The sequence below is a fragment of the Bacillus sp. FJAT-28004 genome (genome assembly GCF_001280845.1).
In the GTDB taxonomy this organism is placed as follows: domain Bacteria; phylum Bacillota; class Bacilli; order Paenibacillales; family Paenibacillaceae; genus Pristimantibacillus.
This window is the reverse complement of the sequence record NZ_LGHP01000001.1, coordinates 35,002-60,422: the sequence shown is the minus strand read 5'-3', so window position 1 is coordinate 60,422 and position 25,421 is coordinate 35,002. Positions and strand designations below refer to the sequence as shown.

Annotated in this window: 26 protein-coding genes; 7 read left to right on the top strand and 19 right to left on the bottom strand. The window is 44.9% G+C overall.

Going from position 1 to position 25,421, the window contains the following annotated elements; translation table 11 throughout:
- Positions 1–103: 103 nt before the first annotated feature.
- Together AC787_RS00275 and AC787_RS00270 are read right to left on the bottom strand one after the other, a co-directional pair.
- Positions 104–1,540 (bottom strand): amidase family protein, encoded by a 1,437-nt coding sequence (locus tag AC787_RS00275; protein WP_054026810.1) that lies wholly within the window; start codon positions 1,538–1,540, stop codon positions 104–106.
- Between the two features lie 187 nt (positions 1,541–1,727).
- Positions 1,728–2,696: a DMT family transporter gene (locus tag AC787_RS00270; RefSeq protein WP_054022957.1), complete on the bottom strand. Its 969-nt coding sequence runs from the start codon at positions 2,694–2,696 to the stop codon at positions 1,728–1,730.
- 116 nt (positions 2,697–2,812) lie between these two features.
- Here AC787_RS00270 and AC787_RS00265 point away from each other — a divergent pair, with 116 nt between their 5' ends.
- A complete protein-coding gene (locus AC787_RS00265; RefSeq protein ID WP_054022956.1) occupies positions 2,813–4,165 on the top strand; it encodes a PLP-dependent aminotransferase family protein in 1,353 nt (450 codons plus the stop codon).
- Positions 4,166–4,168: 3 nt separating this feature from the next.
- Here AC787_RS00265 and pruA read toward each other — a convergent pair whose 3' ends face one another.
- From pruA to AC787_RS00250, 3 genes are read right to left on the bottom strand one after another with little or no spacing between them, the layout of a single operon-like run.
- Positions 4,169–5,716: an L-glutamate gamma-semialdehyde dehydrogenase gene (pruA, locus tag AC787_RS00260; protein WP_054022955.1), complete on the bottom strand. Its 1,548-nt coding sequence runs from the start codon at positions 5,714–5,716 to the stop codon at positions 4,169–4,171.
- A 56-nt stretch (positions 5,717–5,772) separates the two neighbouring features.
- On the bottom strand, positions 5,773–6,675 hold the full coding sequence (gene rocF, locus AC787_RS00255) for an arginase (protein ID WP_054022954.1): 903 nt from the start codon (positions 6,673–6,675) through the stop codon (positions 5,773–5,775).
- Between the two features lie 5 nt (positions 6,676–6,680).
- Positions 6,681–7,892 (bottom strand): ornithine--oxo-acid transaminase, encoded by a 1,212-nt coding sequence (locus AC787_RS00250; RefSeq protein WP_054022953.1) that lies wholly within the window; start codon positions 7,890–7,892, stop codon positions 6,681–6,683.
- A gap of 167 nt (positions 7,893–8,059) precedes the next feature.
- Between AC787_RS00250 and AC787_RS00245 the strand changes: the two genes are divergently transcribed.
- Positions 8,060–8,371 (top strand): hypothetical protein, encoded by a 312-nt coding sequence (locus tag AC787_RS00245; protein ID WP_054022952.1) that lies wholly within the window; start codon positions 8,060–8,062, stop codon positions 8,369–8,371.
- Between the two features lie 4 nt (positions 8,372–8,375).
- On the opposite strand, the gene AC787_RS00240 is transcribed toward AC787_RS00245, so the two are convergent.
- The 3 genes from AC787_RS00240 to AC787_RS00230 all read right to left on the bottom strand — a co-directional run bounded on the left by AC787_RS00240 (position 8,376) and on the right by AC787_RS00230 (position 10,441).
- Positions 8,376–8,672 (bottom strand): DUF6509 family protein, encoded by a 297-nt coding sequence (locus AC787_RS00240; RefSeq protein ID WP_054022951.1) that lies wholly within the window; start codon positions 8,670–8,672, stop codon positions 8,376–8,378.
- A 110-nt stretch (positions 8,673–8,782) separates the two neighbouring features.
- Entirely contained in the window at positions 8,783–9,715 is a 933-nt protein-coding gene (locus tag AC787_RS00235; RefSeq protein WP_054022950.1) for a manganese-dependent inorganic pyrophosphatase, read from the bottom strand.
- 150 nt (positions 9,716–9,865) lie between these two features.
- Positions 9,866–10,441 (bottom strand): GNAT family N-acetyltransferase, encoded by a 576-nt coding sequence (locus AC787_RS00230; protein WP_054022949.1) that lies wholly within the window; start codon positions 10,439–10,441, stop codon positions 9,866–9,868.
- Positions 10,442–10,763: 322 nt separating this feature from the next.
- Between AC787_RS00230 and AC787_RS00225 the strand changes: the two genes are divergently transcribed.
- The 4 genes from AC787_RS00225 (at position 10,764) to AC787_RS00210 (ending at position 13,350) form a co-directional block, all read left to right on the top strand.
- A complete protein-coding gene (locus AC787_RS00225; protein WP_152970552.1) occupies positions 10,764–11,207 on the top strand; it encodes a hypothetical protein in 444 nt (147 codons plus the stop codon).
- A gap of 308 nt (positions 11,208–11,515) precedes the next feature.
- Positions 11,516–11,947, top strand: coding sequence for a MarR family winged helix-turn-helix transcriptional regulator (locus tag AC787_RS00220; protein WP_235560868.1), 432 nt, complete (start codon positions 11,516–11,518; stop codon positions 11,945–11,947).
- A 91-nt stretch (positions 11,948–12,038) separates the two neighbouring features.
- A complete protein-coding gene (locus AC787_RS00215) occupies positions 12,039–12,872 on the top strand; it encodes an NAD(P)H-binding protein (RefSeq protein ID WP_054022946.1) in 834 nt (277 codons plus the stop codon).
- Positions 12,865–13,350 (top strand): DUF1772 domain-containing protein, encoded by a 486-nt coding sequence (locus tag AC787_RS00210; RefSeq protein ID WP_054022945.1) that lies wholly within the window; start codon positions 12,865–12,867, stop codon positions 13,348–13,350. The genes AC787_RS00215 and AC787_RS00210 overlap by 8 nt, the downstream gene beginning before the upstream one ends.
- A 9-nt stretch (positions 13,351–13,359) precedes the next feature.
- Here the strand turns inward: AC787_RS00210 and AC787_RS00205 are convergent, their stop codons facing one another.
- The 4 genes from AC787_RS00205 to AC787_RS00190 all read right to left on the bottom strand — a co-directional run bounded on the left by AC787_RS00205 (position 13,360) and on the right by AC787_RS00190 (position 16,968).
- Positions 13,360–13,815 (bottom strand): GNAT family N-acetyltransferase, encoded by a 456-nt coding sequence (locus AC787_RS00205; RefSeq protein WP_054022944.1) that lies wholly within the window; start codon positions 13,813–13,815, stop codon positions 13,360–13,362.
- Between the two features lie 327 nt (positions 13,816–14,142).
- On the bottom strand, positions 14,143–15,036 hold the full coding sequence (locus AC787_RS00200) for a sugar phosphate isomerase/epimerase family protein (protein ID WP_054022943.1): 894 nt from the start codon (positions 15,034–15,036) through the stop codon (positions 14,143–14,145).
- Positions 15,037–15,055: 19 nt separating this feature from the next.
- Positions 15,056–15,913, bottom strand: a complete 858-nt coding sequence (locus tag AC787_RS00195; protein ID WP_054022942.1) for a sugar phosphate isomerase/epimerase family protein — start codon at positions 15,911–15,913, stop codon at positions 15,056–15,058.
- Positions 15,910–16,968, bottom strand: coding sequence for a Gfo/Idh/MocA family protein (locus AC787_RS00190; RefSeq protein ID WP_054022941.1), 1,059 nt, complete (start codon positions 16,966–16,968; stop codon positions 15,910–15,912). The genes AC787_RS00195 and AC787_RS00190 overlap by 4 nt, the downstream gene beginning before the upstream one ends.
- 144 nt (positions 16,969–17,112) lie before the next feature.
- Here AC787_RS00190 and AC787_RS00185 point away from each other — a divergent pair, with 144 nt between their 5' ends.
- The gene (locus AC787_RS00185) at positions 17,113–17,979 is read left to right on the top strand and encodes an AraC family transcriptional regulator (RefSeq protein WP_414730922.1); all 867 of its coding nucleotides are present in this window, start codon (positions 17,113–17,115) and stop codon (positions 17,977–17,979) included.
- 33 nt (positions 17,980–18,012) lie between these two features.
- Here AC787_RS00185 and rnhA read toward each other — a convergent pair whose 3' ends face one another.
- The 7 genes from rnhA to AC787_RS00150 form a co-directional block, all read right to left on the bottom strand.
- Positions 18,013–18,678 (bottom strand): ribonuclease H, encoded by a 666-nt coding sequence (rnhA, locus tag AC787_RS00180; RefSeq protein ID WP_054022940.1) that lies wholly within the window; start codon positions 18,676–18,678, stop codon positions 18,013–18,015.
- A gap of 140 nt (positions 18,679–18,818) precedes the next feature.
- The gene (locus AC787_RS00175; protein ID WP_054022939.1) at positions 18,819–20,051 is read right to left on the bottom strand and encodes a glycosyltransferase family 39 protein; all 1,233 of its coding nucleotides are present in this window, start codon (positions 20,049–20,051) and stop codon (positions 18,819–18,821) included.
- Positions 20,052–20,252: 201 nt separating this feature from the next.
- Positions 20,253–21,005 (bottom strand): methylenetetrahydrofolate reductase, encoded by a 753-nt coding sequence (locus AC787_RS00170; RefSeq protein WP_054022938.1) that lies wholly within the window; start codon positions 21,003–21,005, stop codon positions 20,253–20,255.
- 166 nt (positions 21,006–21,171) lie between these two features.
- Positions 21,172–21,702 carry an orotate phosphoribosyltransferase gene (gene pyrE, locus AC787_RS00165; protein ID WP_054022937.1) on the bottom strand — a complete coding sequence of 177 codons (531 nt, stop codon included), beginning with the start codon at positions 21,700–21,702 and terminating at the stop codon, positions 21,172–21,174.
- Between the two features lie 213 nt (positions 21,703–21,915).
- Complete coding sequence (locus AC787_RS00160) at positions 21,916–22,587, bottom strand: HAD family hydrolase (protein WP_054022936.1); 672 nt, start codon at positions 22,585–22,587, stop codon at positions 21,916–21,918.
- A complete protein-coding gene (locus AC787_RS00155; protein WP_054022935.1) occupies positions 22,584–23,915 on the bottom strand; it encodes a serine hydrolase domain-containing protein in 1,332 nt (443 codons plus the stop codon). Before AC787_RS00155 ends, AC787_RS00160 begins: the two co-directional genes overlap by 4 nt.
- 140 nt (positions 23,916–24,055) lie before the next feature.
- The gene (locus AC787_RS00150) at positions 24,056–25,417 is read right to left on the bottom strand and encodes a UDPGP type 1 family protein (RefSeq protein ID WP_235560867.1); all 1,362 of its coding nucleotides are present in this window, start codon (positions 25,415–25,417) and stop codon (positions 24,056–24,058) included.
- Positions 25,418–25,421 lie beyond the last annotated feature (4 nt).

Sequence of the window (25,421 nt, the reverse complement as noted above, 5' to 3'; positions counted from 1 at the left end):
GTAGTATCTAAAATTAAGCATTCAACACCTTATTTCCCTCCAACAAAACAAGCGCAAACCAACGGATTATACCCGCTGCTTGCGCCTTTTTATTTCAAATGATTCAATTAAAAGCAGACGGAGATACGCGATGTTTGGTCGCCTGTTCAAAGCCGTAAGCTAGTTTAATTAAGGTAGGCTCACTGAAGGCCTTACCTATAAAGGTGACGCCCTGCGGTCCCTTGGTCGTATAGCCGCCTTCTGCTATGACCCCCTTCTCCGCATAGCCGCCTGGCACTGTAATGACGGGATAGCCCGCTCTTGCGGCAAGATCATCGCCATCCTCATTGCCGAGGAACAACAGAGCATCCAGTTGGTGCTCTTCTAAAGCGAAGTCAATTCCGCGTTTGCCGGCCAGCTCTTTATTTTTCAACATACTATCCCTATATTCCTGCTCGGTCAGCGTTCCGCTTGTTTCCTCCGCTGACAGCAGCGTATCTTGCCCATATTTCAAAGCAGTTTCCGCATGCCTTTCATTATAAGCAATGAGCTCCTTCAGGGAATGAACCGGAACGGATTCATCAAGCTTTCCTAGATAGTCATTGATATATTTTTTGAACTCATACCGCAATACATGCCAATCCCACTCGACCTGCTCGCATGGCAGCTCAACCGGATCGATAATCGTCGCTCCTGCTTGCTTCAAGACCGCAATAGCCGACTCGATAATAGCAAGTCTGTCTTCATCCAAATCTTTATAATAAAAGCGCGGAATTCCGATCCGTGCTTGCTTTAAATAACTAGCATCAAGGAATGGCGTGTAGTCTGGATGAGCATGTTTTGCCCAATTTACCGTAACCTCATCTCGCTCATCAGCGCCTGCCATTGCCCCGAGTAGAATGGCCGCATCTGTTACTGTTCTAGTCATTGGGCCAGCTGTATCTTGACTATTCGTAATTGGTATAATGCCCGATCGGCTTACTAATCCTATCGTGGGTTTTATTCCTACCAAGCTCGTTTGGCTTGCAGGACTAATGATGGAGCCCGAAGTTTCCGTTCCAATCGCAGCTGCCCCCAAATTGGCGGCAACCGCTGCGCCTGATCCCGAGCTTGAACCGCCAATGAACAACTCTCCCGGACCATACGGGTTGAGCACCAGTCCACCTCTTGAGCTGTATCCCGCCCACATCGAGCTTGACATGAAATTGGCCCACTCCGTCATGTTCGCTTTACCGAGCAGAACAGCTCCTGCTGCACGTAATTGCGAAGCAACGAAGGAATCTTCCGCAGCATAAGAGTTCGCTAGTGCCACCGAACCCGCGCTTGTATGCATATTGTCGTGCGTATCGATATTGTCCTTGAGCAAAATCGGGATACCGTGAAGGTTGCCTCGACTCCCTTTTTCGCTTCTTTCCCGATCTAATGCTTTGGCGATTTCAATAACATCCGGGTTGATTTCCAAAATAGATCGAAGGATCGGATCATACTTGCTAATTCGCTCCATATATAACTGGACCAGCTCTTCTGAGCTTATCCATCCCGCTTCCATAGCCGATTGCATGCTTTTAATATCCGCTTCAATAATCCATGTTTCCTTATTCTCAATCACTTGATCATCCCCTTAACGCCTGCTTCTAATCCTTTATAAACCTAATCATATCCATTATTAGAGCAGCTGTCAGCGTAGAGAATAAGTATAACCAAGCTTTCCGGCAGCTGTACGATTCAGATTGAATCGCCACTTTCTATTACCGTTCTACCTTTTGTGAAACACTTATTGACGAAGCACCCTTTCTTTTACCAAACGCCCCCATATTCGTACCCAGCACTCCAACGACGATAACAGCAGCTCCAATTAGGTGATAATAAGCCAGCTTCTCTCCGAGAAATACAAAACCTCCGATAACGGAGACCAACGTAGCGAGATGATTAAATACGCTCACTTTGGAAGCTTCAAGCTTCGATAAGGCGTAATTGCTGAGCAGGCTGGAAATGAGCGAGGAGAGCACACCCAAATATAAAATCGACAAGAGGAAGACTGGACTGGCAAACGGTTCAAAATAATGAGAAATCGTTCCTTTTGCGACATGTTGACCTATCGCGATGATGTTAAAGACAAGGAAACTGATAGCCGTCATCATATAAGTCATCGTCATCACCTTCATGCGCCCTGAGAGCCTCCTTGCAAGCACGCTGTAACCGGCCAATGAAAGTGCTGATAAGAGTATGAGCAATGTGCCTTTGACATTAGAAATGTCGATTGACGTACCCTTCATGACAAAGATAAAGATGACTCCAGCTACGGAGAGCAGGGTTGAAAGCTTCTGTACCTTTGTCGTCCTCTCCTTTAAGAAATACGCTGCCGCAATCATCGTGAAGATGGGCACCGTTGCATGAATAATGCCTGCTTCCGCGGAGGATGTAAACTGCAAACCATAGGCTTGGAAAGCAAAAAACATCGACGGATAAAAGACCGCTAGCGGAAGAATCGTTAACATGTCCCGCGCTTTAAGCTGCAGCTTGATCCAGCCAAATAATACAGGTATTGTAGCCGCAAAAAAAGATATGGTAAAGCGATGGGCAAGACTGTCTAGCGGACTAGTAATCGTTAAGGCTAATTTTCCGAAAAGAAAAGAAAGCCCTACGATAATCGAATAAACAATGATTGCTGTATAAGCAAGCCGTTTCGATTTTAAATTATTCTGTGTTGTCGTCATGTTATACCTCCTAGTAAAGTTCGCTTTATACAGGTATCGTATCTTCAAAGCCACACATGCTACAATATAGAAAAAAGCCATCTGTATCGGTACAGATGGCAGGAGGAGCTTTGGTTATGTACATTTATTTGAAGCTCATGAATGAGCTGGAGGAGCTCATTTCGAAGCAGCCCTATAAAGATGGACAGAAACTCCCTTCCATTCGGACGCTAGCCGAGCAGTTCGGCTGCAGCAAGAGCACCATTATTAAAGCTTTGGATGAGCTGGAGAAACGCCATCTCATTTATGCGATGCCAAAGAGCGGTTATTTTGTTGTAAAAGGAATGAATTCCGCTCAAAGCGAAGCAACCAGCTTGCTCAACTTTGCAGCAACGGCACCCGATCCCGCGCTATTTCCCTATTTGGATTTTCAGCATTGCATCAATAAAGCAATCGATACTTACCAGAAGGACTTATTTGTTTATGGCACCGCCAAGGGAATGGATTCTCTTATCGATATTGTTCGCAAACAATTAATGAGCTATCAAGTGTTTACGCAGGAGAGCAATATATTTGTTGTATCCGGGGTTCAGCAGGCGCTGTCCCTGCTTGCGGCTATGCCTTTTCCGAGCGGTAAGCAGAAAGTCTTGATTGAGCAGCCTGGTTATCATCTGTTTATCGAGTATTTAGAAACACGCCGCGTACCTGTAATTGGCATCGAACGTCGTTTCTCCGGCATTGATTTCAACAGGCTGGAGGAGATCTTTCGTACAGAGGATATTAAGTTTTTTTATACTATGCCGCGTTTCCACAACCCGCTTGGCTGCTCCTATTCGAGGAAAGAGAAGCAGCTGCTTGCTAAGCTAGCCGCCAAATACGATGTGTATATCGTTGAGGACGACTTTCTGGCTGATTTTGAGCAAGACAGCAAAGCCGATCCGATATATGCTTATGACGACTCGTCCCATGTCATTTATTTGAAGAGCTATTCAAAAATTATATTTCCCGGCCTGCGAATCGGCATAGCGGTCATGCCTGATTTACTTGCAGAAGTGTTTCGACTATACAAAAAACAAGACGACATCGACAGCTCCATGCTGTCGCAAGCCGCTCTTGAAATCTATTTGCGCAGCGGCATGTTCGAGCGTCATCGCGCCAAAATCCGCGATAAATACTCGGCAAGAGCGATGCTGCTCGATACGGCGCTTGCGAAGGAAGCTTCCCGCTGCGGAGGCACCTTCACCTATGATCGATCCAAACACCCGACCATTCATACCCATATTTTGCTCCACGAAACGATCTCTGTCCCGCTCCTAATCAGCCGTTTGCGCAAGGAAGAGATTCTTGTTGATGCAATGGATCGCGACTACTTGTCTACTTTTCACAGAGAAAATCTATTGAAACTAAATGTAACCAATGTGAACGAGGAGAACATTGAGAGAGGCATTGAACGGATCGGCAGCCTGATAGCCCAATCCGCTCGCCTTTAACGATTAGAATTTTTCTGATATAACCTTCGCCTGCGTGAAGAGCAGCAAATAATCTCGCCCGCCGGCCTTCGAATCTGTGCCTGACATATTAAAGCCGCCAAAAGGATGGACGCCGACTAAAGCACCTGTACACTTGCGGTTAAAATATAGATTACCTACATGAAACTGCTCGCGGGCCTGCTCTAATCTGCTGCGGTTCCGCGAGATGACGGCACCCGTTAGTCCGTAATCGGTGTTGTTCGCGATATCAAGCGCTGCGTCGAAGCTGTCGGCTTTAATAAACGCGAGTACTGGCCCGAATATTTCCTCTTGAGAGATGCGGGCATGCGGAGCGACATCTTTAATAATCGTAGGTTCAATGAAATAACCGCTGCTATCTCCAATTTTCCCACCCTGCACGATGATTCCTTCGCTGCGTCCAACCTCGATATATTTTAGAATACTCATGTAGGCTCGCTCGTCAATGACTGGGCCAACAAAAGTGAGCTGCTCGTTCGCTTTCCCAAGCTTCAGCCGTTTCGTCCGTTCAACGACCTTATCGATAACCTCGTCATAGACGAGTTCATGCACAACAGCACGTGAGCAAGCAGAGCATTTCTGGCCTGCATAACCGAAAGCGGATGCTGTTATCGCATCGGCTGCCAGTTCAAGATCCGCATCCGCATCGACAATAATCGTATCCTTGCCGCCCATCTCTGCAACGACACGTTTCATCCATTTCTGATCCTGCTGACTGATCGAGGCTTTCTCATTAATGCGCAAGCCAATCTCTCTTGACCCCGTAAAGCAAATAAAGCGGGTTAACGGATGCTCCACCAAAAAATCACCCACTTCGTTTCCTGCTCCAGGCAAAAAGTTAACAACACCGTCAGGCAGCCCCGCCGCCTCTAGCAGCTCAACGAATTTCGCTGCGATAACTGCCGTCGCGCTTGCCGGCTTTAATACCACTGTATTACCGGCAACGACCGCCGCCATTGTCATGCCCGCCATAATCGCAAGCGGAAAATTCCATGGCGGAATAATAACCCCTACACCAAGCGGAATATAGATAATCTCATTATCCTCGCCAGCTATAGCAACAATAGGCTGACGCTCCGCAAGCCGCTCCATCTCTCGTCCATAATACTCCAAAAAATCGATAGCCTCCGCCGTATCACCATCAGCCTCCGCCCAGCTTTTACCCGCCTCGTAAACTAGCCATGCAGAGAATTCGTGCTTGCGCCTTCGCAGTAATGCCGCTGCTTTATACAATACTCTCGCTCTCGCTGAAGGCTTCACTTTCTTCCAATCCTCGAATGCCTCTGCTGCTGCGAGTATGGCTTTATGTGCAAGCCCTGAATCCGCCTGCGAGACGATTCCCACAAGCTGCCCAACGTCAGAGGGATTGATTGATTTACGCTTTTGAATTGTCTCGATGCGGTCGGGACCAATCTTCAGCAAATGCTCTTGGCCCAGCTCCAGCTCTACCTTGCGCAGCGCCTCCTGAAAATCATTAATATGGTCGATTACCGAAAAATCGGTAAATGGCTCGTTCTGAAATGGCTCCCGCATAGATCAGTTCCTCCTGCTCATTCGAATCATTGCTAGACGCTTATGCCTATGTTACTTCACAATATCTGTTCGCCAAGAAGCGAGCCAATCAGCTCCACCGCAAGTTTAGCTGTCTGGTCATTATGGTCGAGGCTTGGGTTTACTTCGACGATTTCCGCTGATGTGACCACATTCGATTGATAAAGAAGCTCAAGCGCAAGATGCGCTTCGCGGTAACTGAGGCCGCCCCTTACAGGCGTGCCCGTACCCGGTGCTTCAAGTGGATCAAGACTATCGATGTCAAAGCTGACGTGGACGCCATCGGTCGTTTGCTTAAGCTGCTGAATCACCTTCTCCATCACGCGTGCAATACCGAGCCGATCGATATCATGCATCGTATAACAAGCGATGCCTAAAGAGCGGATATAGGCTTTCTCCCCGGAATCAAGCGATCTGGCTCCGACAATGGCGACATGCTCTGGCTTTATTTTGGGCGAGAATCCCCTTAAACTCGTTAACAGCGGGATACCTCTTCCCAGACTGATGCCAAGCGACATCCCATGAATATTGCCCGATGGACTTGTATCCTCCGTATTTAGATCCGAATGCGCATCGAACCAAATGACCCCAAGATCCTCATAATGCTCAGCAAGGCCAGCAATCGTCCCAATCGAAATGCTATGATCTCCGCCCAGCACTAAAGGAAATTCCCCAGCTACAACAATTTCTGATACGCGCTCAGACAAACGATTGCTAACGTCATGCACCTCAGACAAATGCTTGGCATTAGCTGACTGAAGCGGCGGCAATGGGGCGTTCACACCGATTTCTCCTGTTAGTCGATATGGAATATGAAGCTCCGTCAGCTTGCGACCAAGCCCTGCCGCCTGCAAAATATGCGCCGGACCAAGTTCTGCTCCGGGATTTCCAGCCCCTTTCCCGAAGGGAACAGCAACAATTGCCACCTGAAAGGTACTCATCGCCGTCACTCTCCTGCCAGCATACTATTTGCGAAGACAGCCCCAATCTGTTCAAAAGCAAAGTCGAGTTCCTCCTCTGTTATGATGAGCGGCGGTGCCAGCCGAATGACATGTTCATGCGTTTCCTTGCACAGAAGCCCCTTCTCCATTAGTCTCTCGCAATAAGGCCTCGCGGGAGTCGAAAGCGCAATAGCAATGAACAATCCGCGGCCTCTGATCTCTGTAATGTCCGGATGCTGCAGCGTGGCGAGCTTGGTCATCAAATACTGCCCTAACAGCTGTGAGCGTTCAGCCAGCCGCTCATCTTCGGTTACTTCAAGCGCTGCAATCGCAACAGCACAGCTTAGCGGATTGCCCCCGAAAGTAGAACCGTGAGAGCCGGGCTCGAATACATCTATAATACTGCTGTTCGCGGCAATAGCCGATACAGGCATGACCCCTCCGCCCAGCGCCTTCCCCATGATATAAATATCAGGAATGACGTCTTCCCAGTCGCAAGCGAATTTCCGTCCTGTACGCCCGAAACCGGTTTGAATCTCATCTGCCACAAGCAGCATCTGATGCTCCGCACATAGCTTAGCAACAGCAGCAAGAAATCCATCTGGAGGAATCCGAATGCCAGCTTCGCCTTGAATCGGCTCAATCAGAACCGCAGCGGTATTCGGTTGAATCACCGCCTTCACCGCCTCTAGGTCCCCATATGGAACAATACAAAATCCAGGTGTAAAAGGGCCAAACCCTTGCTTATACGCCTCCGTTGAGGAGAAAGAGGTTAGCGTCAGCGTCCTTCCATGGAAATTACCTTCAAAAGCGATTATTTCAGCTTGATCAATCGGTATTTGCTTGACGCTGTAAGCCCAGCGACGTACAGCCTTTATCGCCGTCTCAACAGCCTCTGCCCCAGTATTCATAGGAAGAATTCGTTCTTTTCCGGTATATGCCGAAAGCTTCGCGCAAAAAGTACCCAGTACCTCGTTATGAAACGCGCGTGACGTAATCGTCACTTTATCCGCCTGCTCCTTTAACGCTCCAATAATCCGAGGATGTCGATGCCCTTGATTCAATGCGGAATAAGCGCTCAACATATCCATGTAGCGCGCACCTTCTGAATCCTTCACCCATACGCCCTCTGCGCTGCTAATCACAATCGGCAGGGGATGATAATTATGGGCGCCAAATTGCTCTGCCAGCTCGATATCCTTATTTGCCCTGTTCATCACCTGCTCCTCTCTGCATGCACCGCAAAAAATAGCTGTTTTTGAATTTTATGCGGTTAAGGGGTGACAAATAACAAAGGGAGCTGAGGATAGGTAGAAAGTAATAATTTCTCTTGTACAAATAAGCGGGGCTTGCTTTAATATTAGTCGGGGGGGGATTAATAAAAATGAAAAACAAAAAAGTGTTTCTTACGATGCTTATTAGTCAAATCCTGTTCGGACTATTCACGATCATTTGGCTTTTTGTCGCGTTAATGTCCGTGATGATGTTCGATAACCCAGATTCGGAAAAGCTGTTTTGGCCCGTGCTGATATTCATCGTCATTTGGCTATATCCGGTAGCGCTTATTGTGTCCATTATCGTGAGCTGGGTGCTTTATCGTTTCAATAAAATGAAAACAGCGGTTACCATTGCAATGGTACCGCTGTTCTGGGTGCTGCCTCTTTTCGGTTTTTTGATCTATGCAAACGTCAGCTAATAAGTTATTCCTCTGACTTATCAAAATGCTCCTGACAAAATGTTAGCACCATTTTCTCTTCATCCTCTTCAAGCTCAAAATCAATATACTTATTTGAGGATGTTGTTAGAAATTCATACTTTGCGATGCGGGCTGCATCCTCTTCGATCACATAAATGACACGGAGCGTTACGCCCTCATCATGATAAAGCTCATCATCATCCGCAACATCCAGATCGAGAATGAATTCATACCTCTTCCCTGACAAAATGCCAAACGGGTCCTTCATTAATTCAGCGCTATATTCTGTTACAGTAAACATGTCATCCGCTCCTTCTCCTCTAGTATAGCAAAACAAAAGCAGCCTGAAACTTGAAATCCAAGCTTCAGACTGCTATTTTTTTGGGCAAACGGCTGTTGCCTCGTCGTTTCTTACAGATTGCTTAGTGTTTCTGTAAGAACAGGTACGATTTGCGATTTACGGGAAACTACGCCCTTCAATACCGCTTTATTATCCGTCAACGTTACATTGTAAGCTTTCTCTACCGCTTGAGCTTGAGCACCAAGTGCTAGCGCCACGGAATCGTTGTTCAAAATATCCGTTACAACAAGAACAAACAGGTCAAGACCCTTTGTAGCGATAATGTCGTTAAGAGCTGCTTCCAGCTCAGCTTGGCGAGAAATAACATCGTTTGTGTCAACCGCATTTACTTGCGCGATTTCTACTTTGTAGCTGCCCATTGCAAATTCTTTTGCATCGAGGGTGATCAGCTGTGCAATCGTTTTGTCGCTAAGATCCGCGCCTGCTTTAAGCATGTCCAGACCATAGCTTTCTGCGTTAACGCCTGCGATTTCAGCAAGCTCGCGAGCTGCTGTTACGTCTTGCTCTGTGCAAGTTGGCGATTTGAACAGCAAGGAATCAGAAATGATTGCAGACAGCATAAGGCCAGCAATTTCTTTGCGGATTTCAACGCCGTTTTCTTTGTACAATTTATTCAAAATCGTCGCTGTGCAGCCTACAGGCTCAGCGCGGAAATAAACCGGGTGGCTTGTCTCGAAATTAGCGATACGGTGGTGATCGATAACTTCAAGTACACGTACGCGATCGATATCGTTCGCGGATTGTTGGCGCTCGTTATGGTCGACCAAAATAACAGTGTCTGTCTCGTCAGCAACATTCTCGATAAGACGAGGAGCTGCAATGCCGAAATAATCAAGTGCGTATTGTGTTTCGCCGTTAACGTCTCCAAGGCGAATCGCCTCAACGTCAGCACCTAGCTTTGTTTTTAGCTCAGCGTACGCAATCGCTGATGTAATCGTGTCGGTATCCGGGTTTTTGTGCCCGAAAATAAGCGTTTTAGTCATTTGGAGTACTCCTTAAAAGTTATTTTTCGGCTAGGCCAAACAGCCAGTAACGGCCCATGTCCTTTTGTAAATGATATACTAAAAACCATTATAGCTTTAAGTGCTCTTTATTCCTATACCTTTACACCGAATTAAATCATAAAATTTGTGTTATCTCGATCTAAGCTTGTAATAATTGTATTTCCTATTTTCAATATCGATACTGTTTTGAAATTCAAAACCACATTTTTGGATCACTTTATTCGATGGAACGTTGCGTATCTGAGCTATAGCAACAAGCTCTTCGACATTCGTATTTTCGAACAAATACTTAATTAATCCGATTGCAGCTTGAGTCGTGTAACCTTTATTCCTGTGATCGTTTGAGATCCCATAAAAAATCTCTCGATTTGGCGGCGATACTTTATCCAATATTCCAGTACCGCAAACACCAATAAACTCACCCGTATATCTGGATATTATACCCAGTCGCAGCCGCAGTTCTCCAACATCTCCATCTTTGGATACAGCATTTAAAAAACGTTTGTTATCGGGTATTTCATAATTGTTGAACCAGTCTTCCCTTTGTTCCTTAGCTACATTCCAATCTATTAAAAATTCATGAAAGTGAGGCTGCCAGGTGATGTTGTGTAGATCGTCCAAATCCTCAACCTGATACTCCCTCAAAATAATATCTCTACACTCTATAGTAAAAATGTTTTTGCTCCTATTTTGTGAATGACTCATTGATATCCTCCTAAAGTATAGAAGGAATACAAAGCAGTATATAAAGAAGCGATACATATCACAAAAAATGCAGCAAACCACAAGGATTCGCCGCATGATGTGATGTATAAACACACTATGCTTTGTTTCCTTGTAATAGTGAAAAATGAAATGTTATCAAACTATTACAAAGTTGCTGGCATAGAGTTGATTCCCCTTCCAAATATAACCTGAAGGAATTGTAGCAAATTTCAAGATCAAAGACAATAAAATTCACACAATCTATCTGCCCGCAAGTCATATGTTTAACCTATATACTAGTGCCCATATGAACAGAAATTATATGAGTTTAATCATCTACATGACCGTCCTTATCGGTTTAAGTATCCTCTTAATGGTTTCACCTATTTTTCTTCGAGATAAACAAAGCAAGCTTATTCATTTGCAATATACTGCGCGAATCGGACGAAAGCTCTTCTTGCGAAAGCTTACTGCTGCGATGATTTCTACACTCCTTATCGTCACCGTACAGCTTGGCGTCTTCTTCCTCATGTATAGCAGGCTGGGAACAGGATTATTTCTGGACTCAGGCATCAACTCGATATTTAGTATAGGTTACTTTTGGTATGATCTCACATTCGGACAATTCATTGGTCTGACTGTAGCAGCTATATACGCACTCAGTCTAATCACCGCGGTGTTTGCAGCATGGATCTCGAGTATGGCACCCAATTACATGGTCATCATTGGACTCCAAATCCCTTATGCTTTTCTGATGTTTGGATGACTGGAAAATTTATTAATTGGTAGACTTGCCGATATTTTATACGCGCAGTATGTGCAGCCGCTAACTTATTTGCTTCTTGCCGCAGGCGCAGTTCTACTGTTTGTTCTTCGCTGGCGGAGTGAGCGACGAGCAGATTTGCTCGTGTAACACGTATGATCAAACAAACTGTTAGCTAAAATGCTGAGGCAGCCTAGAATTGAAAAGAAATATTTAGGCTGCCTCAGCCATAAAAAAATAGGCTTTACAACAAAATGGAAATACATTATATTTGTATGCACAAACAACTTTTATGTAAAAATGAGGTAACGATGATGCTGGATACGTATTTAAAAGAATGCCTGTACTTCACTGCAAACCGATTGGGCAGAATTATCACGAAGATGGCAGAAGATGAATTTGCCGTTAGCGGCATGTCACCCACGGCTGCTTTTTTATTAATGGCTGTGTATGAGAAGGATGGCATCTCACAGAAGGAGTTAGGCGAGATTCTCCATCTCCAGCCCTCAACAGTGACCCGTCTAATTGAGAAACTTGTTATCAAAGGGCTGCTCACCAGCCGAGTGGATGGGCGTTTATCGCTTATTTCCGCCACTGAGAAAGGCAAAGCATTAAATGACACGATTAATGAGTGCTGGATGAATTTGCGTAAACGTTACGCCCTATTGCTCGGGGAAAAAGAAAGCGATGAGCTATCCTTTCAACTATGTGCGGTAAGTGATCAATTAGAAAATAAAGAATGACGATATCTTCTTTATTTAAGAAAACATTTGCTTGTGCAAACAAGTAATTCTGTTTTTTTGAATATAAATAAAAATGCAAAGGAGAGATTTTATGAAAAACAAACCTATTTTAATCATTGGAGGTACTGGAAAAACTGGCCGCCGCGTAGCAGAAAGATTGACCGCTCGTGGACTGCCCGTACGAAGCGGCTCACGCTCAAGTGATCCTTCGTTCGATTGGGAAAATTCCTCAACATGGGCAGCGTCACTGCGAGGCGCAGAGTCTGTGTATATAACGTACTACCCAGACTTAGCGCTTCCCGGTGCTGCCGCATCGATCGGTGCTTTCGCTGAGCTTGCAGTGAAACAAGGAATCAAGCGCTTGGTACTATTGTCCGGCCGAGGTGAAGAAGAAGCTCAGCTTAGTGAGAAAGCACTGCGTGACTCTGGCGCTGACTGGACCATTTTGCGAGCGAGCTGGTTTTGTCAAAATTTCAGTGAAAGCTTCCTGCTTGATTCCGTACTCAGCGGAAGTGTTATACTCCCTGCCGCGGACGTAGCTGAGCCATTCATCGACGCTGATGACATTGCAGATGTCGCAGTCGCAGCGCTGACTGAGGATGGCCATATCGGTAAGCTTTATGAGCTGACTGGCCCGCGCGCGCTCACCTTTAAGGAAGCTACCGAAGAAATTGCGAAAGCCAGCGGCAGAGATGTCCGCTACGTGCAGGTATCCTCCGAGCAGTTTATCACTGCGCTTGCGCAGCAGGATATGCCTGATTATGTTCTCACGTTATTGACTGAGCTATTTACTAAAGTGTTGGATGGCCGCAATTCACACCTGACAAATGGCGTTCAGCTCGCTCTGAACCGTGAGCCTCGGGATTTTGCCGACTACGCTCGAGACACCGCGGCTGCAGGTATATGGGGGGTTCCAAATGCTTGATCGCTCCATCATTGTCTTAACCTTTTTCTCAGCTCTTGGCTCAGGTTTGATGGCAGGATTGTTTTTTGCCTTTTCGACGTTTATGATGACCGCTCTCTCGCGTCTTCCTGCAGCGCAAAGTATTGCCGCAATGCAGTCCATCAACGTCGTTATACTGAACCCGTTGTTTGGTCTAGTGTTTTCTGGAACGGCGTTAGCAAGCATCTTGCTTGCGATCACCTCTTTTTTCCGATTAGGTGAACCAGCTGCAAACTATTTGCTTGCCGGCAGCCTTTTCTATCTCATTGGCTCCGTTCTAATAACGATTGTATTTAACGTACCTTTAAATGAAATGCTTGCCTCAGCAGACCCAAGTGTAGCAGGCTCCGAATTATGGACGCGGTATGTTGCCAGCTGGATGCCATGGAATCATGTACGAACCATTTCCACCCTTGCGTCGTTAGTTTGTTTTATTATAGCGTTCCGACATTCGGGCTAACAGTTGTACTTATAGTCTCTTCTCAAAACAAAGACTAGAATCACAGGCGACATATTCACCGTATCTATCAATTTCATAATAATCATGCTTTTTATAAAAATGAAGCGCTTCTGGTTGTGGTGCGCCTGCTTCCAAACGGATAAATTGATAATTCATATCTTTTGCTCTGGTTTCTAAATGATTCAATATTTGTGCGGCTATGCCATTCCTTCTATACGCGGGGCTGACATAAAATCGTTTTAATTCAATATACTCATGATCCAGCGGTTTTATGGCTCCACATCCAACTGGTTTTCCTTGCTCGTATGCGACCATAAATATAATTTGCTCAATCCCTAGATCGTTAAAATCTACTGTAAAAACTTCCTCTGCCGTGTATCTTTGCGCTAAATCCTCATCCAGCTTATGGATAAGCATGTGTAAATCAGTATCCGTATGCGCTACTTGAACAATCTCTGCTGCCATTTCTACACGTCCTCTAGTATGAGTAGTTTATCGAATTATAAATCGATGTTACTCGTCTTTTATTATTTTACTGAATTTGATTCACCCTTGCCAGTCGGAATGCTAACAACAATAAGTCAAAAAAAAAGCTCTCATGGCATAATGCCTAGAGAGCTTTTTTGGGCGGTTTAATGAGATTGTCGCTTAAATCTACATCCTCCATTCATCTCAAACGGATGACTAACATCTAATTTGCCGCCTTGCAGCCTGACGGTTTGCCTTCCAGTAAGGCTGCTCGCAGCCTTCGATTCACCTGTAGAGAATGAATAAGGATGCTCCATTCATCTTTTATTGTCCTTTAAAAGCTTTCAAAAACTGAACTGCATTGCTAATATCCGCTTCCGGATTCGTACCAACCTCACGCTCGATCGTCAAATAGCCTGTATACCCGATTTCCTGAAGCGCTCGCAAGTATGCAGGCCAGTCCACGCTGCCCTCACCAAGCGGCACTTCGCGGAAAGCTGAGCCGGTTTCTACCATATTGGCAATTTTCTCATGGTCAAGTGAAACCTCGTAGCCATAGTCGCCATAAACGTCACGCGGATCGACATGCCCCAGCTTCACGCCGTCCTTCGCATGCGTATGAACGATATAATCCTTAAGCGTGTAAACGCCTTGGACAGGATCATCTCCTGTAACCATAACCATATTAGCCGGGTCAAAGTTAACAGCTACTCCTTTGGTACCGAGGCCATCCAGAAACAACTTCAAATGCGCGGACGTCTCTGGCCCTGTCTCAATCGCAAAGTAAGCATTCATGTTATTTGCGAATCTGGCTAGTTCTTCACACGCCGTATGCATGGTCTCATACACACGACTGTTTTTATCGCTCGGAACGATACCGATATGTGTCGTAATAATGTTCGTTCCAAGCTCCATGCCAAGCTCCATAATCCGTTTGGATTTATCGATTTTCGCGCGGTTTTCCGCAGCGTCCTGAAAGCCATGGCCGCCCAAATCACCAACTAGAGCGGAAATATCAAGGCCTAGTCCATCAATGTAGGATTTCCATTCTTTCCTTGCAGCTGCTGAAAGGTTAGCAGGATCCAGTTCGCCATGCACCGCATACATCTGTACGCCATCCGCGCCAACCTGCTTTGCTTTGAGCAAACCTTCCTTTACACCAACCTTAAAGCTATCCACGATAACGCCGATTTTATTCGTAATAATTGGCAATGTCATCTTCGAGTCACTCCTTCGTTTAAATTTCGTTCCAAACACGTTTTACAAATTCAAAGCCGAGTCTCGTTCCAAAACGGCAATCTTCCAAGCCTTCAAACTCGATGGAAATATAATCATCGTAGCCGCTTTCTTTCACTGCACGCAGTACTTGCGGCATTGCGATGTCACCATGTCCAACAATTGCGCCGCGCAGCCAATTGCCGCCTTTGGATTTAAACCAACCTTCTCCCGGATTTTCGGTTGATGGACGATAGTAGAAATCTTTAATATGGACCATAGAAGCCAAGCTGATATTGTTTGAAACCGCAGCAAGAGGATTCTCATCCACACAAAGGAAGTTTCCTACATCAAGCGTTGTCTTGAAGTTTGGACGATCTACAACCTCAACGAGCGCCTGCACCCGGTCACTATGCTGAATATAATAACCGTGGTTTTCTACGCTTGTCGTAATGCCGAATTTGGCTGCATAATCCGCGACAGCTTGACAAGCCTTCGCTAGCTTTGGCAGCTCTAACAAGAAATTGGAAATCGATAAGTTCTGCGACGATGCCACGTCATGACGCATCTTCTTCATGCCGAGCGCTGCCGCGATATCCACCTCACGCTTCAAGCGCTCAAGCTCCTGCTCGAATTGTTCTTCGTTTAAGCCGGAGAAGTTCGCGCCTACCGCATAATTCGATAGCTCGATCCCGCTTTCCTGCGCTTGCTTCTTAATGACTTCAATTAGTTCAGGATTTTCGGTAAGGTTAAAGCCAAGCGGTACAATTTCAACATGTTCTCCGCCAATGGATGCTATATACACGATAACATCCTGTATCGTCATTTCGCCCGTTCTCAGAGCATTATATAAGCTGTACGTGCTGATTCCTAGTTTCATAGACGCACTTCCGCTCCTTTTGCTGCGGATTCATAAATGCCGACTAATATTTTCATAATTTCCACGCCATCCGCCACTGGGCTGATCGGCTGTTTTCCGTTTGCAACACAATCTACGAAGTGGTTGATCTCATTTTGGAAAGCGCCAACAAAATCAAAGCCCTTGTTGTCGGTCTGCGGATATACGTTTAAGATCGTGTCATTTTGCTCCGTTACAATAACGGTCTCCGGGTCGATCTCAAATCCGCCTTTCTCCCCATAAAGCTTAACAGTATTTTCATTAGACTTGGCATGCAGCGTAAAGCTGACATCTACGAGCAGGGATGCGCCATTCTCGAAGCGAATAAGTGCATTCGCCAAATCCTCAACCGTGTTTTTCTCTGCATCGTAGTCAGCCGCTTGGTAGAAGCTTAAGTTTTTTACATTCGCACGATTGCCGAGTTTGCGATACGTATTGGCACTGACGGATACCGGCTTTGGCCGTCCCATCAAATACCAGCAAAGATCGATAACATGCACGCCAATATCAATAAGCGGCCCGCCGCCAGAGCGCTCAATGTCAGAGAACCAACCGCCTGGATTTCCAAGACGTCTGAGCGTTGATGCTTTGGCAAAATAAATTTCACCGAACTCACCTCTGTCAGCCATCGAACGAATCAACTGTGCACTCGTATCGTACCGGCGGACGAATCCGACTTGAAGGAGCTTGCCGGATTGCTCTACCGCCTCTTGTACTAGAAGCGCGTCCTCAACTGTACGGCAAAGCGGCTTCTCTACGAGCACATGCTTGCCTGCTTTAAGAGCGGCAATGCTGATTTCAGCATGCGTATTGTTCCAAGTACAAATGCTGACTGCTTCGATAACCGGATCAGCCAGCAGCTCGTGATAATCCGTGTAAATTTTCTCAGCGCCATATTTCTCAGCTGCTGCTTTCACACGCTCTTCATTTAAATCGCAAACCGCGTAAATGTTCGCATTAGGATTTTTCTTATAGGAATCTAGATGAGATGATGAGATAGAGCCTGTTCCAATAACCGCGATTTGTATCGGTTTCATTGCTAATCTCTCCTTATGAAATCTTATAGTTAGGTTTTGCATGTCTACACTTTCGTATTATAATGGTTTCATCCTGCAACTCCATGTAAAGCTGTGCGGTTTGTTTGTACAATTGTGCTATCCTACCTGAGGAGGTCGTTCAAGTTGGAAAAATTCGAAGAACTGCGCGAGCCCATGGACATGCCAGACCCTCATTTTCCGATAAAACTGCATCACAACTACTTTGACAAGCAGGGAATGGTCATTTTCCCCCATCATTTTCACGAACATCTTGAATTCCTATATATTGTGAGGGGAAAAGCTTTGATAGAGTGCGGTTCTACTACGATTACGGCCTCCGTTGGAGATCTCATCGTCGTAAACAGCAATGAGCTGCATTACGGAATCAGTCTGTCATCGGATTTGTACTACTATGCGCTCATTGCCGATATTTCCTTGCTGCACAGCCAGTCGGTGGATGCTGCTGAGACTAAATTTATTACACCGATCACACAGAAACGTCTGCTGCTGCAAAACTATGTTGGCGATGACAGCAAAGTATCGTCCTGCATGCTTGCCATAATCCATGAGCTGGAGCAGCGCGAGTTCGGTTATGAGCTTGCTATTAAGTCCGAGCTCTATCGCCTGCTGACGCTGCTGCTTCGCGGCCATGTTGCTACCGTGCTCACTAAAGATGAATACGCGGAGCGCATGAAGAACATTGAGCGTTTCACACCTGTCTTCAAGCACATTGAGGACAGCTACAAGGATGAACTGTCGGTGGATCAGCTAGCAAGCATGGCGAACCTCAGCCGCTACCACTTTAGCCGATTATTCAAAGAGCTGAGCGGCCATACCGTTACGGAATACATTACGATGACTCGGCTTGGCAAAGCGGATTACTTGCTGCGTCACAGTCCGCTGACGGTGTCGGAGGTTGCAGCAGCGACGGGCTTCAACGACATCTATTACTTTAGCCGAACGTTCAAAAAACACAAAAAAGTTTCCCCGTCCTCGCTTCGGGGAAACTAATTTTGTTTGAGGCTTAGATAAGGCAGCGCGCCTTTATTTGCGGCCAAAATCCGCCTTGATTTCGCCCCACTCCTCCGTATTCCATTTCAATACCTTATTCGTATAGGTATGCGTTTGAAGCCACTTCACAGCTTCATCCGTCAGCTCCCAAATTTTCGAAGTCGAAGCATCCCTTTTTAAGGTCGAGGCTACTTTTTTATTACGAAGCCAGCTTAGCGCCGTTCTCGAATCACTGTAAATCGTCCTTGTGCTGCCTTTCTCCTTCAAGTAGGAAAGAGCATGTACAATAGCAATAAACTCGCCTAGATTATTGGTGCCGTTCGGTATCGGTCCGACATAAAATAAAATTTCATCCGTTTGTGTGTCTACGCCTTTGTACTCCACAGGGCCTGGGTTTCCTCGTGTTCCTACGTCAACAGAAATACTATCATAGTCAATAGAAGCAGCATCTTCCTGTATCAACGCAGGCTGCTTTACGCTGCTCCCTGTTTTCGTGCTCGCAGCGGAAGCTTTGCTTGAACCTGTACCCCAATGATTGCGCCAGCCGTCTTGGAAAGCTTTATCCGCCTGCTGCTTCGTTTCGAAAGACTTAAACTTCGCATCCTGTACACCGCTAACCTGCGATTGGCACTCGGGCCATGTGGAGAATACCCCTGTCTTCTTGCCAACCCAGACTACATAATATTTCCCTTTTGCCATATTTAAAAATACCACCTTTATTAAAGTCCTTATTCAGGTTTACTATCCCACTACTAACGAATGCAGCTAGAATCGGATGAAAATCCAACATGATTTTATTGAAGTTCTTTCTATTATAGAACGTTCATGCCTTAAAGCAACTATGCTCTAAAACCTTCGTTTTTATTTGGTCTGCCCTTAAACGTAGCGATGCATGAAAGCAAATATCCCAGTCCCAAAAAGCAAAGCGGAATCGTCGGATAAAAATATCTTGGAGTAGGCGAGAATGGAAGATAAAGCAGTATACTAAACACTGCGAGCAGCGCAATCATCATGTAACTGGCATTTCTTCTTTCATGGATGATGATCTTCACCAGTCCGCCCAAACCAATCACCATAACAATCAAATGCAAAATGGTTATCATCTTTGACAAAAGCTTATTTGCTGTCATATATCCTAAACCCGGAAAAATTTCACTAATATAAATCATCATTTTGCCCCAACTGTACCAGCTAAGGTAGGTAAAAAATTCATTGCGAAAGCCATCGATGATTCGCTGATAAGCTATTCTCCCCATTTCCGCGGGATCTTGGTTAATGTCAACGCTGGGACGGCGTTCAAAAGGATAAGAGCCCCATAACAACGGGTTTCCCGTCTGCTCCGCCAGCAATAGTACCTTATCTAATGTAATCCAATTACGAATCCACCATGGCAGCATAACAACAACAAAGCCGATAATGATAGTAGAAATAGCCTTTAGCACAGCTGCCATTTCATGCTTTCTGCCATATACAGCTACACCAGCCAGTAGAATGACAATAAAGGGGACGATAGTTGGACGTATCAGAATGCAAATACCGAATACGACTCCTAGTAAAAGAAACCATCGAAGCTTCGTCACCTGTGTACATCTTACTAATAGATAAATAAATAGTAGAAAAAATAAGCCGTATAACGTCTCCGTTAAAAGATACAATGGCGATAAAATAAACGTTGGATGAAATAAATAACAAGCCATGATAAACAGACTGATGCCGGTATGTGCAAACATCCGTCTCGCGATCATATACATGATAACTGCACATATTAGCTGAATCAATATTTGCAGCGCCTGAATTTGAACGACTGGTGGATGATTCCCGGCATAGCCAAACACGATATAGCAGCCGGCTAGAAAAAGTGGATATCCTGGCGTTGTGAATGCATTTGGTTTTTCCGAATAAACATATGGCGTATATCCGTAAACGCCTTCGTGAAGCAATTGCAGCACCATTTTATTGTAGCCGACCTCATCTCCCGTCAGCTTTTTATCCCAATCCGTATAATAGCAGCGCAGCAGCAAGCCTAGTACAATCAATATTGTAAAAATGATTGTTTTGGTTTTGAAAGCCAATATCGTCATCATCCCTTTTTTCATTTATTGCAAAACACAATTAATTCCTTACATTTCCAAATGATGACACTTGAACGATTGTAACATTTTCCGAAAATTGCAGCCAATGAAGTTTTTTTCATAAAAACACAAAAAAGACTGCTCCTCAAGGTATGTTGCCTTTGGAGACAGCCTTAGTTTGTTATGGAATAGAGTTTTCCTTTAAACGAGTACTTTACTGAAAATCCCTTCAAAATAAGCCTGTAAGTCTACTTTTATCGGCATAAAATAAATGCTGCTGTTCGTCTGCTTCGTAAATGCTAATGCTTGCTTGGCAAAGGCAATATTCCAATCTAGCGTCGGCTGAAAATCATTAGGGAAAACAACATGATTTCTTGTCTCCCAATATTTTTGGGATTTGTCCGATACGACCGGCGATACGCCCCAGAAAATTTCCGAGCCCTTCACTCTATTCGAATACTGCTCCATTAAGCTCAGATCAAAAAACGGCTGCGTAAAGAAACCGTCTGCTCCAGCTTCAAGCTTTCTTTGCACATACTCATATTCCTTATCCATGCTGCCACGATAAGGATCAATTGCTGAATAGACCTTGATATGGGGGTGATCCTTTTTGATTTTGGCAATCAAGTCTATACAGGTTGTCGGATAAACGACCTTCCCGCTATTTTTTGGAGCATCTCCTGTTACGACGAGCACCTCCGTAATTTGATGCTTGTCCAAGCGATCGATGAATCGCAGCGGTTCCACGCAGTCGAAGTCCATTGCCCTTATATGGGGAATACAAGACTCGTATTGTGATTTGGAGATGCAGGATGCCTCCCAGCTGCGAAGCTCGAACCTCGTCAAATCAGGAATATTAATGGTATTTATAGCAGGAAACTGTGTTTTGATTAAGTGCAGCTCTGCTCTCAGCTGGGCCTCATCTCTAGGAACCAACTCTAACGAAATTCTCACCTCATAAGCCCCTTACTCAATATAGAATGAATAGAATTCATACTTGTCGTTTTTTGTATATTAATACATAATACCGAATTTTAATTCAATTTGCCAATCAATTTAATAGCAGCTTGCTATCATTTTCTCTTATAAATGGTACTTGTTCGTCAGGCATTATGCAATTTTACTTGGTTGAAGCTTGCAGAAGCTCATCGATATGAAATAAAGAAATGTAGGTTAATCCCGCTTCTTCAAGATTCATTCTGCCTTGCGGCTCTCTTTCAATAACCGACATGACGGCCTTGATTTCTGCCCCATATTTCTTCAGATCACCCGTGCTTATTAGAATTTGTCCTCCTGTTGTAACCACATCTTCAATGACACAAACCTTTTTCCCTGCTATATCCACTCCTTCAGCGAGCTTGCAGGTGCCGTATTTCTTTGCTTCTTTTCTAACAAATGCGGCAGGTATGCCTGTTTTCAGTGAAAGGGCTGTTGCAATCGGAATACCGCCCATTTCGAGCCCAGCCAATACTTCCGTATCCTTAGGCACTAATGGAGCCAGTTTCTCTGCAATTTCCGCGAGGAGCTTGGGATTTGACTCAAACAAGTATTTATCAAAATAGTGATCTGATGTTTGACCTGAACGAAGCATAAAGGTTCCCTCTAAATATGCTGCTTCAAAGATTGCTTTCGCCAATTGTTCTTTCCTCATTTGTAAAACACTCCTTCACGTTTTTAAGTATAAAAAAAAACACTAAAGCAACAAGCACTTTAGTGTTTTTTATAAGAATGGAAATATAAAATTGAAAATCGAGGTCTTTCGCAAAGCTCCTCCATATTCGCCTTCATACTCCCACCCCTTCCAGTCATTCCTATTATTGTATATGCGTCTTCACCAATTTACAACTTATTTTTCCATCTTTCTTTACCCCCGTGATTTCCATTGTTCAAGTATATGTCCAATTTCTATTAAGTCTTTCACTTTCGCGTCATACTCAAAAGACTCTGTATAATAAGTGTCTTCCTTCCATATTCCCCTCATGCCTGTCGCTTTGCTCGCGGTGATATCATTAACCGGATGGTCGCCAACATAAACGCATGCCGCAGGCTCTACATTCAGTTTCTCCGTTGCTCTCAAGAATATAGCCGGATCAGGCTTGCGCAAGCCCTCCCGCTCCGAAATGAGAATTTCATCAAAATAGCGAGCTATTTTCAGTGCATGAATATTGCTGGCTTGAAAGTCACCGAATCCGTTCGTAATCATGGCAAGCTTGTAGCCTTTGTCCTTAAGGCTAACCAACAGTTCAATCATATTAGGAAATGAAACAGCATGATTTGAGAAACCTTTCTTATAATCGTCAAGCAGCATATTCCAATCCAGTCTAAGCTCAAACTCTCGTATGAGCTCCTGATATACGATGTCCTTCCAGACATAACCACGGCTATCTAATGCAACGAATCGGCTAATATAACTGTCTTTATCCACCTCGTTGTTCGGTTTAATCAATCGCTCGAATTGCTCGTCCACGAACTGCAATAAGGAGCGGTCACGATCTAGCAGCGTACCATCTAAATCAAACATTACAGCTTGAATCATAGGTTAACGCTCTTTACCGCTTTTTTGACGCCTCCAAAGAGCTCTGCAGTTAGCTCTGCTCGAGAACCAGTTTCCGAATAGGTGATCTTTCCTTCCATTCCATTCAAGAAAAACAGCAGTTCTCCCACTTGAGCGGAATAAGGGCATAACTCAAATTTAAACCACTTATTTTGAGTGAGATAAAACTTCTCTTGCTCTTGTGTAATGATGAATGAAGAGCCAGGCTCCCCTTCCACCTCATAGCTGCCAACGAGATCCGTATACTGATTGAAGTCCAGTTGTATAGGCGTGTGCGATAACGGAAGCTTCATCTCCTCACCAAAAGCAATCCGCGCCAGCTGCTGACTAATATGCCCTACCTGCGTCGTTACTAGATTAGATAAGACAATTATCGTTAAATCTTCGTTCTTATAATGCCTCATTTCGGTTAAGAAACCATTGATACCTCCGCCATGGCCTATTACTTTCCTGAGGCTGCCCATAATATCTTCTTCATATATAAATAAACCGTAGCCATATGTATCTTTGAATGGAGTCGTCATGCTCCCATAAGCTTTCTCGCTAATTTGCCGCTGTGAATGCAGTGATAGACCCCAAATATAAAGATCTTCAATGGTCGAATACATTCCTCCAGCGCCGGATGGAATGGTCATTTCCAAAAATTCTGCATTCACTACATCACCCCAAACCTCGTAGCCCGATGCACGGTTCTTCAATATTTTCTTAGCGTTATCATAGCCGGTATTTATCATCCCGAGCGGCTTCGATATAGCATGGTGGATATAATCCTCGTAGGTACGGCCGGATATTTGCTCGATAATAGCAGTAAGAAGCACATACCCTGAATTGCTGTAATCAAACTTCTCACCCGGTTCAAACAGCAAGGGCTTGTCTGCAAATCTGGCAATGATGTCCTCTGTTGAAGAAACAAGTCTCATCTTCGGCACAAAATCCTCTAAGCTTGTATAGTTTGGAATACCTGATGTATGCGTTAATAAGTGATGTATCGTGATTTTGTCGCCATTTGGATAGCTGGGGAGGTACATGGAGATCGGATCTTCTACATTCAAAAGCTTCAGTTCATGCATGATAACGATAGCTGCCGCCGTAAATTGTTTCGTAATCGAACCGATACGGAATATCGTCTGCGGGGTATTCGGAACATCATGCTCAAAGCTTGCCATTCCGTAGCCCTTGCTTAGGATGATTCGTCCTTCGGAAGCAACCAATACACAACCATTAAGATAACCTAGTTGAGCCAGAGAATTGCAATGGTCATTTAACTTTTGTTGCAATTGCTCTGTTGACTTTACGTTTTCTGCATTCATCAGATCATCTCCCTCTAGAAAGAAGTCTTTTCCCATTAGCTATTAAAAAATGAATAATTAGCTACCCCAATAATACCGTACATACGTTCGTCATGTAAACATTTTCCTTGTTGCTGCAACAATAGCGGATTTGGTATCCGTTAGAATTTAGAATTCCAGTCTTTCAGCCCTTCGCCGTCATACGAAATCAACGGTGAAATTTCAATATCACGCCCATGCAGCTGTTCCTCAGGCACACCCGCAGCTCGCAGCCAATTTCGATGAAGCGATAGAACGAGCTTGCGCGCACTATGCGGGCTGTCTTCACCCGTTTTATTTTTGACAGGGGCGAACTCCTCTTCACGTGTTCCCCGCAGGATAGTCAATTGATCAGCAAGTGGGAAAAAATCAAAAATAAAACGTTCAAGCTTATAGGCGTTAGGCTCCGTTGGCGAAATCATGTTTCCCTCAGCGTCCATGTATTTCATCTTTTTTGAGGCAGCATGAAAAGGGATGTCCGCATCAGCATGGTCTTCTATGAAATCGAACTTAAATACATGGATAGAAATATGCCCCAAGTTATAAAACAATTTTCCGTCCTTTGTCCTTTTATCCTTGATAGCAGCCGGAATTTCGTTATACTCCAAAACAGCCGGGCGCTCGTTTTTCAAACATAAAATGCCGATCTTCTCGTCAACATCCGTTTTCTCAATGACCTTCGTTGCAACCATGTGATTGCGCGCGGCAGCCACGCCAATAAATGCAGGGTCCGCGACCTTTATGAGCGCATTGTCTACATTGTAATAAAACAACCATTCTAAACCTCTTCGCTTCATATCGGCGATAGCTCCTGATCGTTTTAATGAGGCAAAACATTCTCCATTGCCGCTCGGAGCCAGCATGAGGGTTCCATCCTCCGTTAAAAGCAGCTTGCCGTCATGACCCAGCGCAGGCATCGTATTTTGCTGGAAGAAAAAAAAATCCTCCGCCGGATAACCAAAGTAATCCAAAGAATGAAAAAAAGCCGTCGTTTCTTCATGGTTGTCTGGACTAGTCATGATATACCAAGGAATAGACTTGCCGGCTTTCCTGGATAAATAAAGCAGCCTTTCTGCTTGAAGCTGAAATAAAGACTTTTGGGATGGAAGTCCAATATCAAGCGTGCCCTTAGGTCCTTCATGACCTAAACGGCTGCCTTGCCCCCCAGCAACGACGATAACGCCAACTTTCCCAGCACGCAGCAGCTCCCAGCCCCGTTCGGTATAAGCTGCTTTTGCTCCCTGCTCGAAATCTTCCCAGTCTTCAAAGGGGATCGCTGATATCGTATCTATCGTATCGTTGATCACCTCTTTCGGTTGGTTATGCTCTGCTAAAGCCTTGTTCAGCCGCACGAAATCGACTTCCATAATTTGCGCCGCCAGTATATTTTTCTCCTGATCCGGCAATCTCGCAAGTATCTTCAGAACATGCTCCTGCTCATACATACGAAGCTTGGCTTCCGCTAATCTTATATGATGATTCAAGTGT

What these genes read in the sequence shown, in the direction of transcription:
- AC787_RS00160 (WP_054022936.1), bottom strand. Translation starts at nt 22,587, where the DNA reads ATGATTCAAGCTGTAATGTTTGATTTAGATGGTACGCTGCTAGATCGT.
- AC787_RS00220 (WP_235560868.1), top strand. Translation starts at nt 11,516, where the DNA reads ATGATGCTGGATACGTATTTAAAAGAATGCCTGTACTTCACTGCAAAC.
- AC787_RS00205 (WP_054022944.1), bottom strand. Translation starts at nt 13,815, where the DNA reads ATGGCAGCAGAGATTGTTCAAGTAGCGCATACGGATACTGATTTACAC.
- AC787_RS00195 (WP_054022942.1), bottom strand. Translation starts at nt 15,913, where the DNA reads ATGAAACTAGGAATCAGCACGTACAGCTTATATAATGCTCTGAGAACG.
- AC787_RS00240 (WP_054022951.1), bottom strand. Translation starts at nt 8,672, where the DNA reads ATGTTTACTGTAACAGAATATAGCGCTGAATTAATGAAGGACCCGTTT.
- AC787_RS00275 (WP_054026810.1), bottom strand. Translation starts at nt 1,540, where the DNA reads ATGCAATCGGCTATGGAAGCGGGATGGATAAGCTCAGAAGAGCTGGTC.
- pyrE (WP_054022937.1), bottom strand. Translation starts at nt 21,702, where the DNA reads ATGAGGAAAGAACAATTGGCGAAAGCAATCTTTGAAGCAGCATATTTA.
- AC787_RS00250 (WP_054022953.1), bottom strand. Translation starts at nt 7,892, where the DNA reads ATGAACAGGGCAAATAAGGATATCGAGCTGGCAGAGCAATTTGGCGCC.
- rnhA (WP_054022940.1), bottom strand. Translation starts at nt 18,678, where the DNA reads ATGGCAAAAGGGAAATATTATGTAGTCTGGGTTGGCAAGAAGACAGGG.
- AC787_RS00190 (WP_054022941.1), bottom strand. Translation starts at nt 16,968, where the DNA reads ATGAAACCGATACAAATCGCGGTTATTGGAACAGGCTCTATCTCATCA.
- pruA (WP_054022955.1), bottom strand. Translation starts at nt 5,716, where the DNA reads ATGCGGGAGCCATTTCAGAACGAGCCATTTACCGATTTTTCGGTAATC.
- AC787_RS00270 (WP_054022957.1), bottom strand. Translation starts at nt 2,696, where the DNA reads ATGACGACAACACAGAATAATTTAAAATCGAAACGGCTTGCTTATACA.
- AC787_RS00245 (WP_054022952.1), top strand. Translation starts at nt 8,060, where the DNA reads ATGAAAAACAAAAAAGTGTTTCTTACGATGCTTATTAGTCAAATCCTG.
- AC787_RS00155 (WP_054022935.1), bottom strand. Translation starts at nt 23,915, where the DNA reads ATGAATGCAGAAAACGTAAAGTCAACAGAGCAATTGCAACAAAAGTTA.
- AC787_RS00225 (WP_152970552.1), top strand. Translation starts at nt 10,764, where the DNA reads ATGAGTTTAATCATCTACATGACCGTCCTTATCGGTTTAAGTATCCTC.
- AC787_RS00265 (WP_054022956.1), top strand. Translation starts at nt 2,813, where the DNA reads ATGTACATTTATTTGAAGCTCATGAATGAGCTGGAGGAGCTCATTTCG.
- AC787_RS00210 (WP_054022945.1), top strand. Translation starts at nt 12,865, where the DNA reads ATGCTTGATCGCTCCATCATTGTCTTAACCTTTTTCTCAGCTCTTGGC.
- AC787_RS00200 (WP_054022943.1), bottom strand. Translation starts at nt 15,036, where the DNA reads ATGACATTGCCAATTATTACGAATAAAATCGGCGTTATCGTGGATAGC.
- AC787_RS00230 (WP_054022949.1), bottom strand. Translation starts at nt 10,441, where the DNA reads ATGAGTCATTCACAAAATAGGAGCAAAAACATTTTTACTATAGAGTGT.
- AC787_RS00215 (WP_054022946.1), top strand. Translation starts at nt 12,039, where the DNA reads ATGAAAAACAAACCTATTTTAATCATTGGAGGTACTGGAAAAACTGGC.
- rocF (WP_054022954.1), bottom strand. Translation starts at nt 6,675, where the DNA reads ATGAGTACCTTTCAGGTGGCAATTGTTGCTGTTCCCTTCGGGAAAGGG.
- AC787_RS00235 (WP_054022950.1), bottom strand. Translation starts at nt 9,715, where the DNA reads ATGACTAAAACGCTTATTTTCGGGCACAAAAACCCGGATACCGACACG.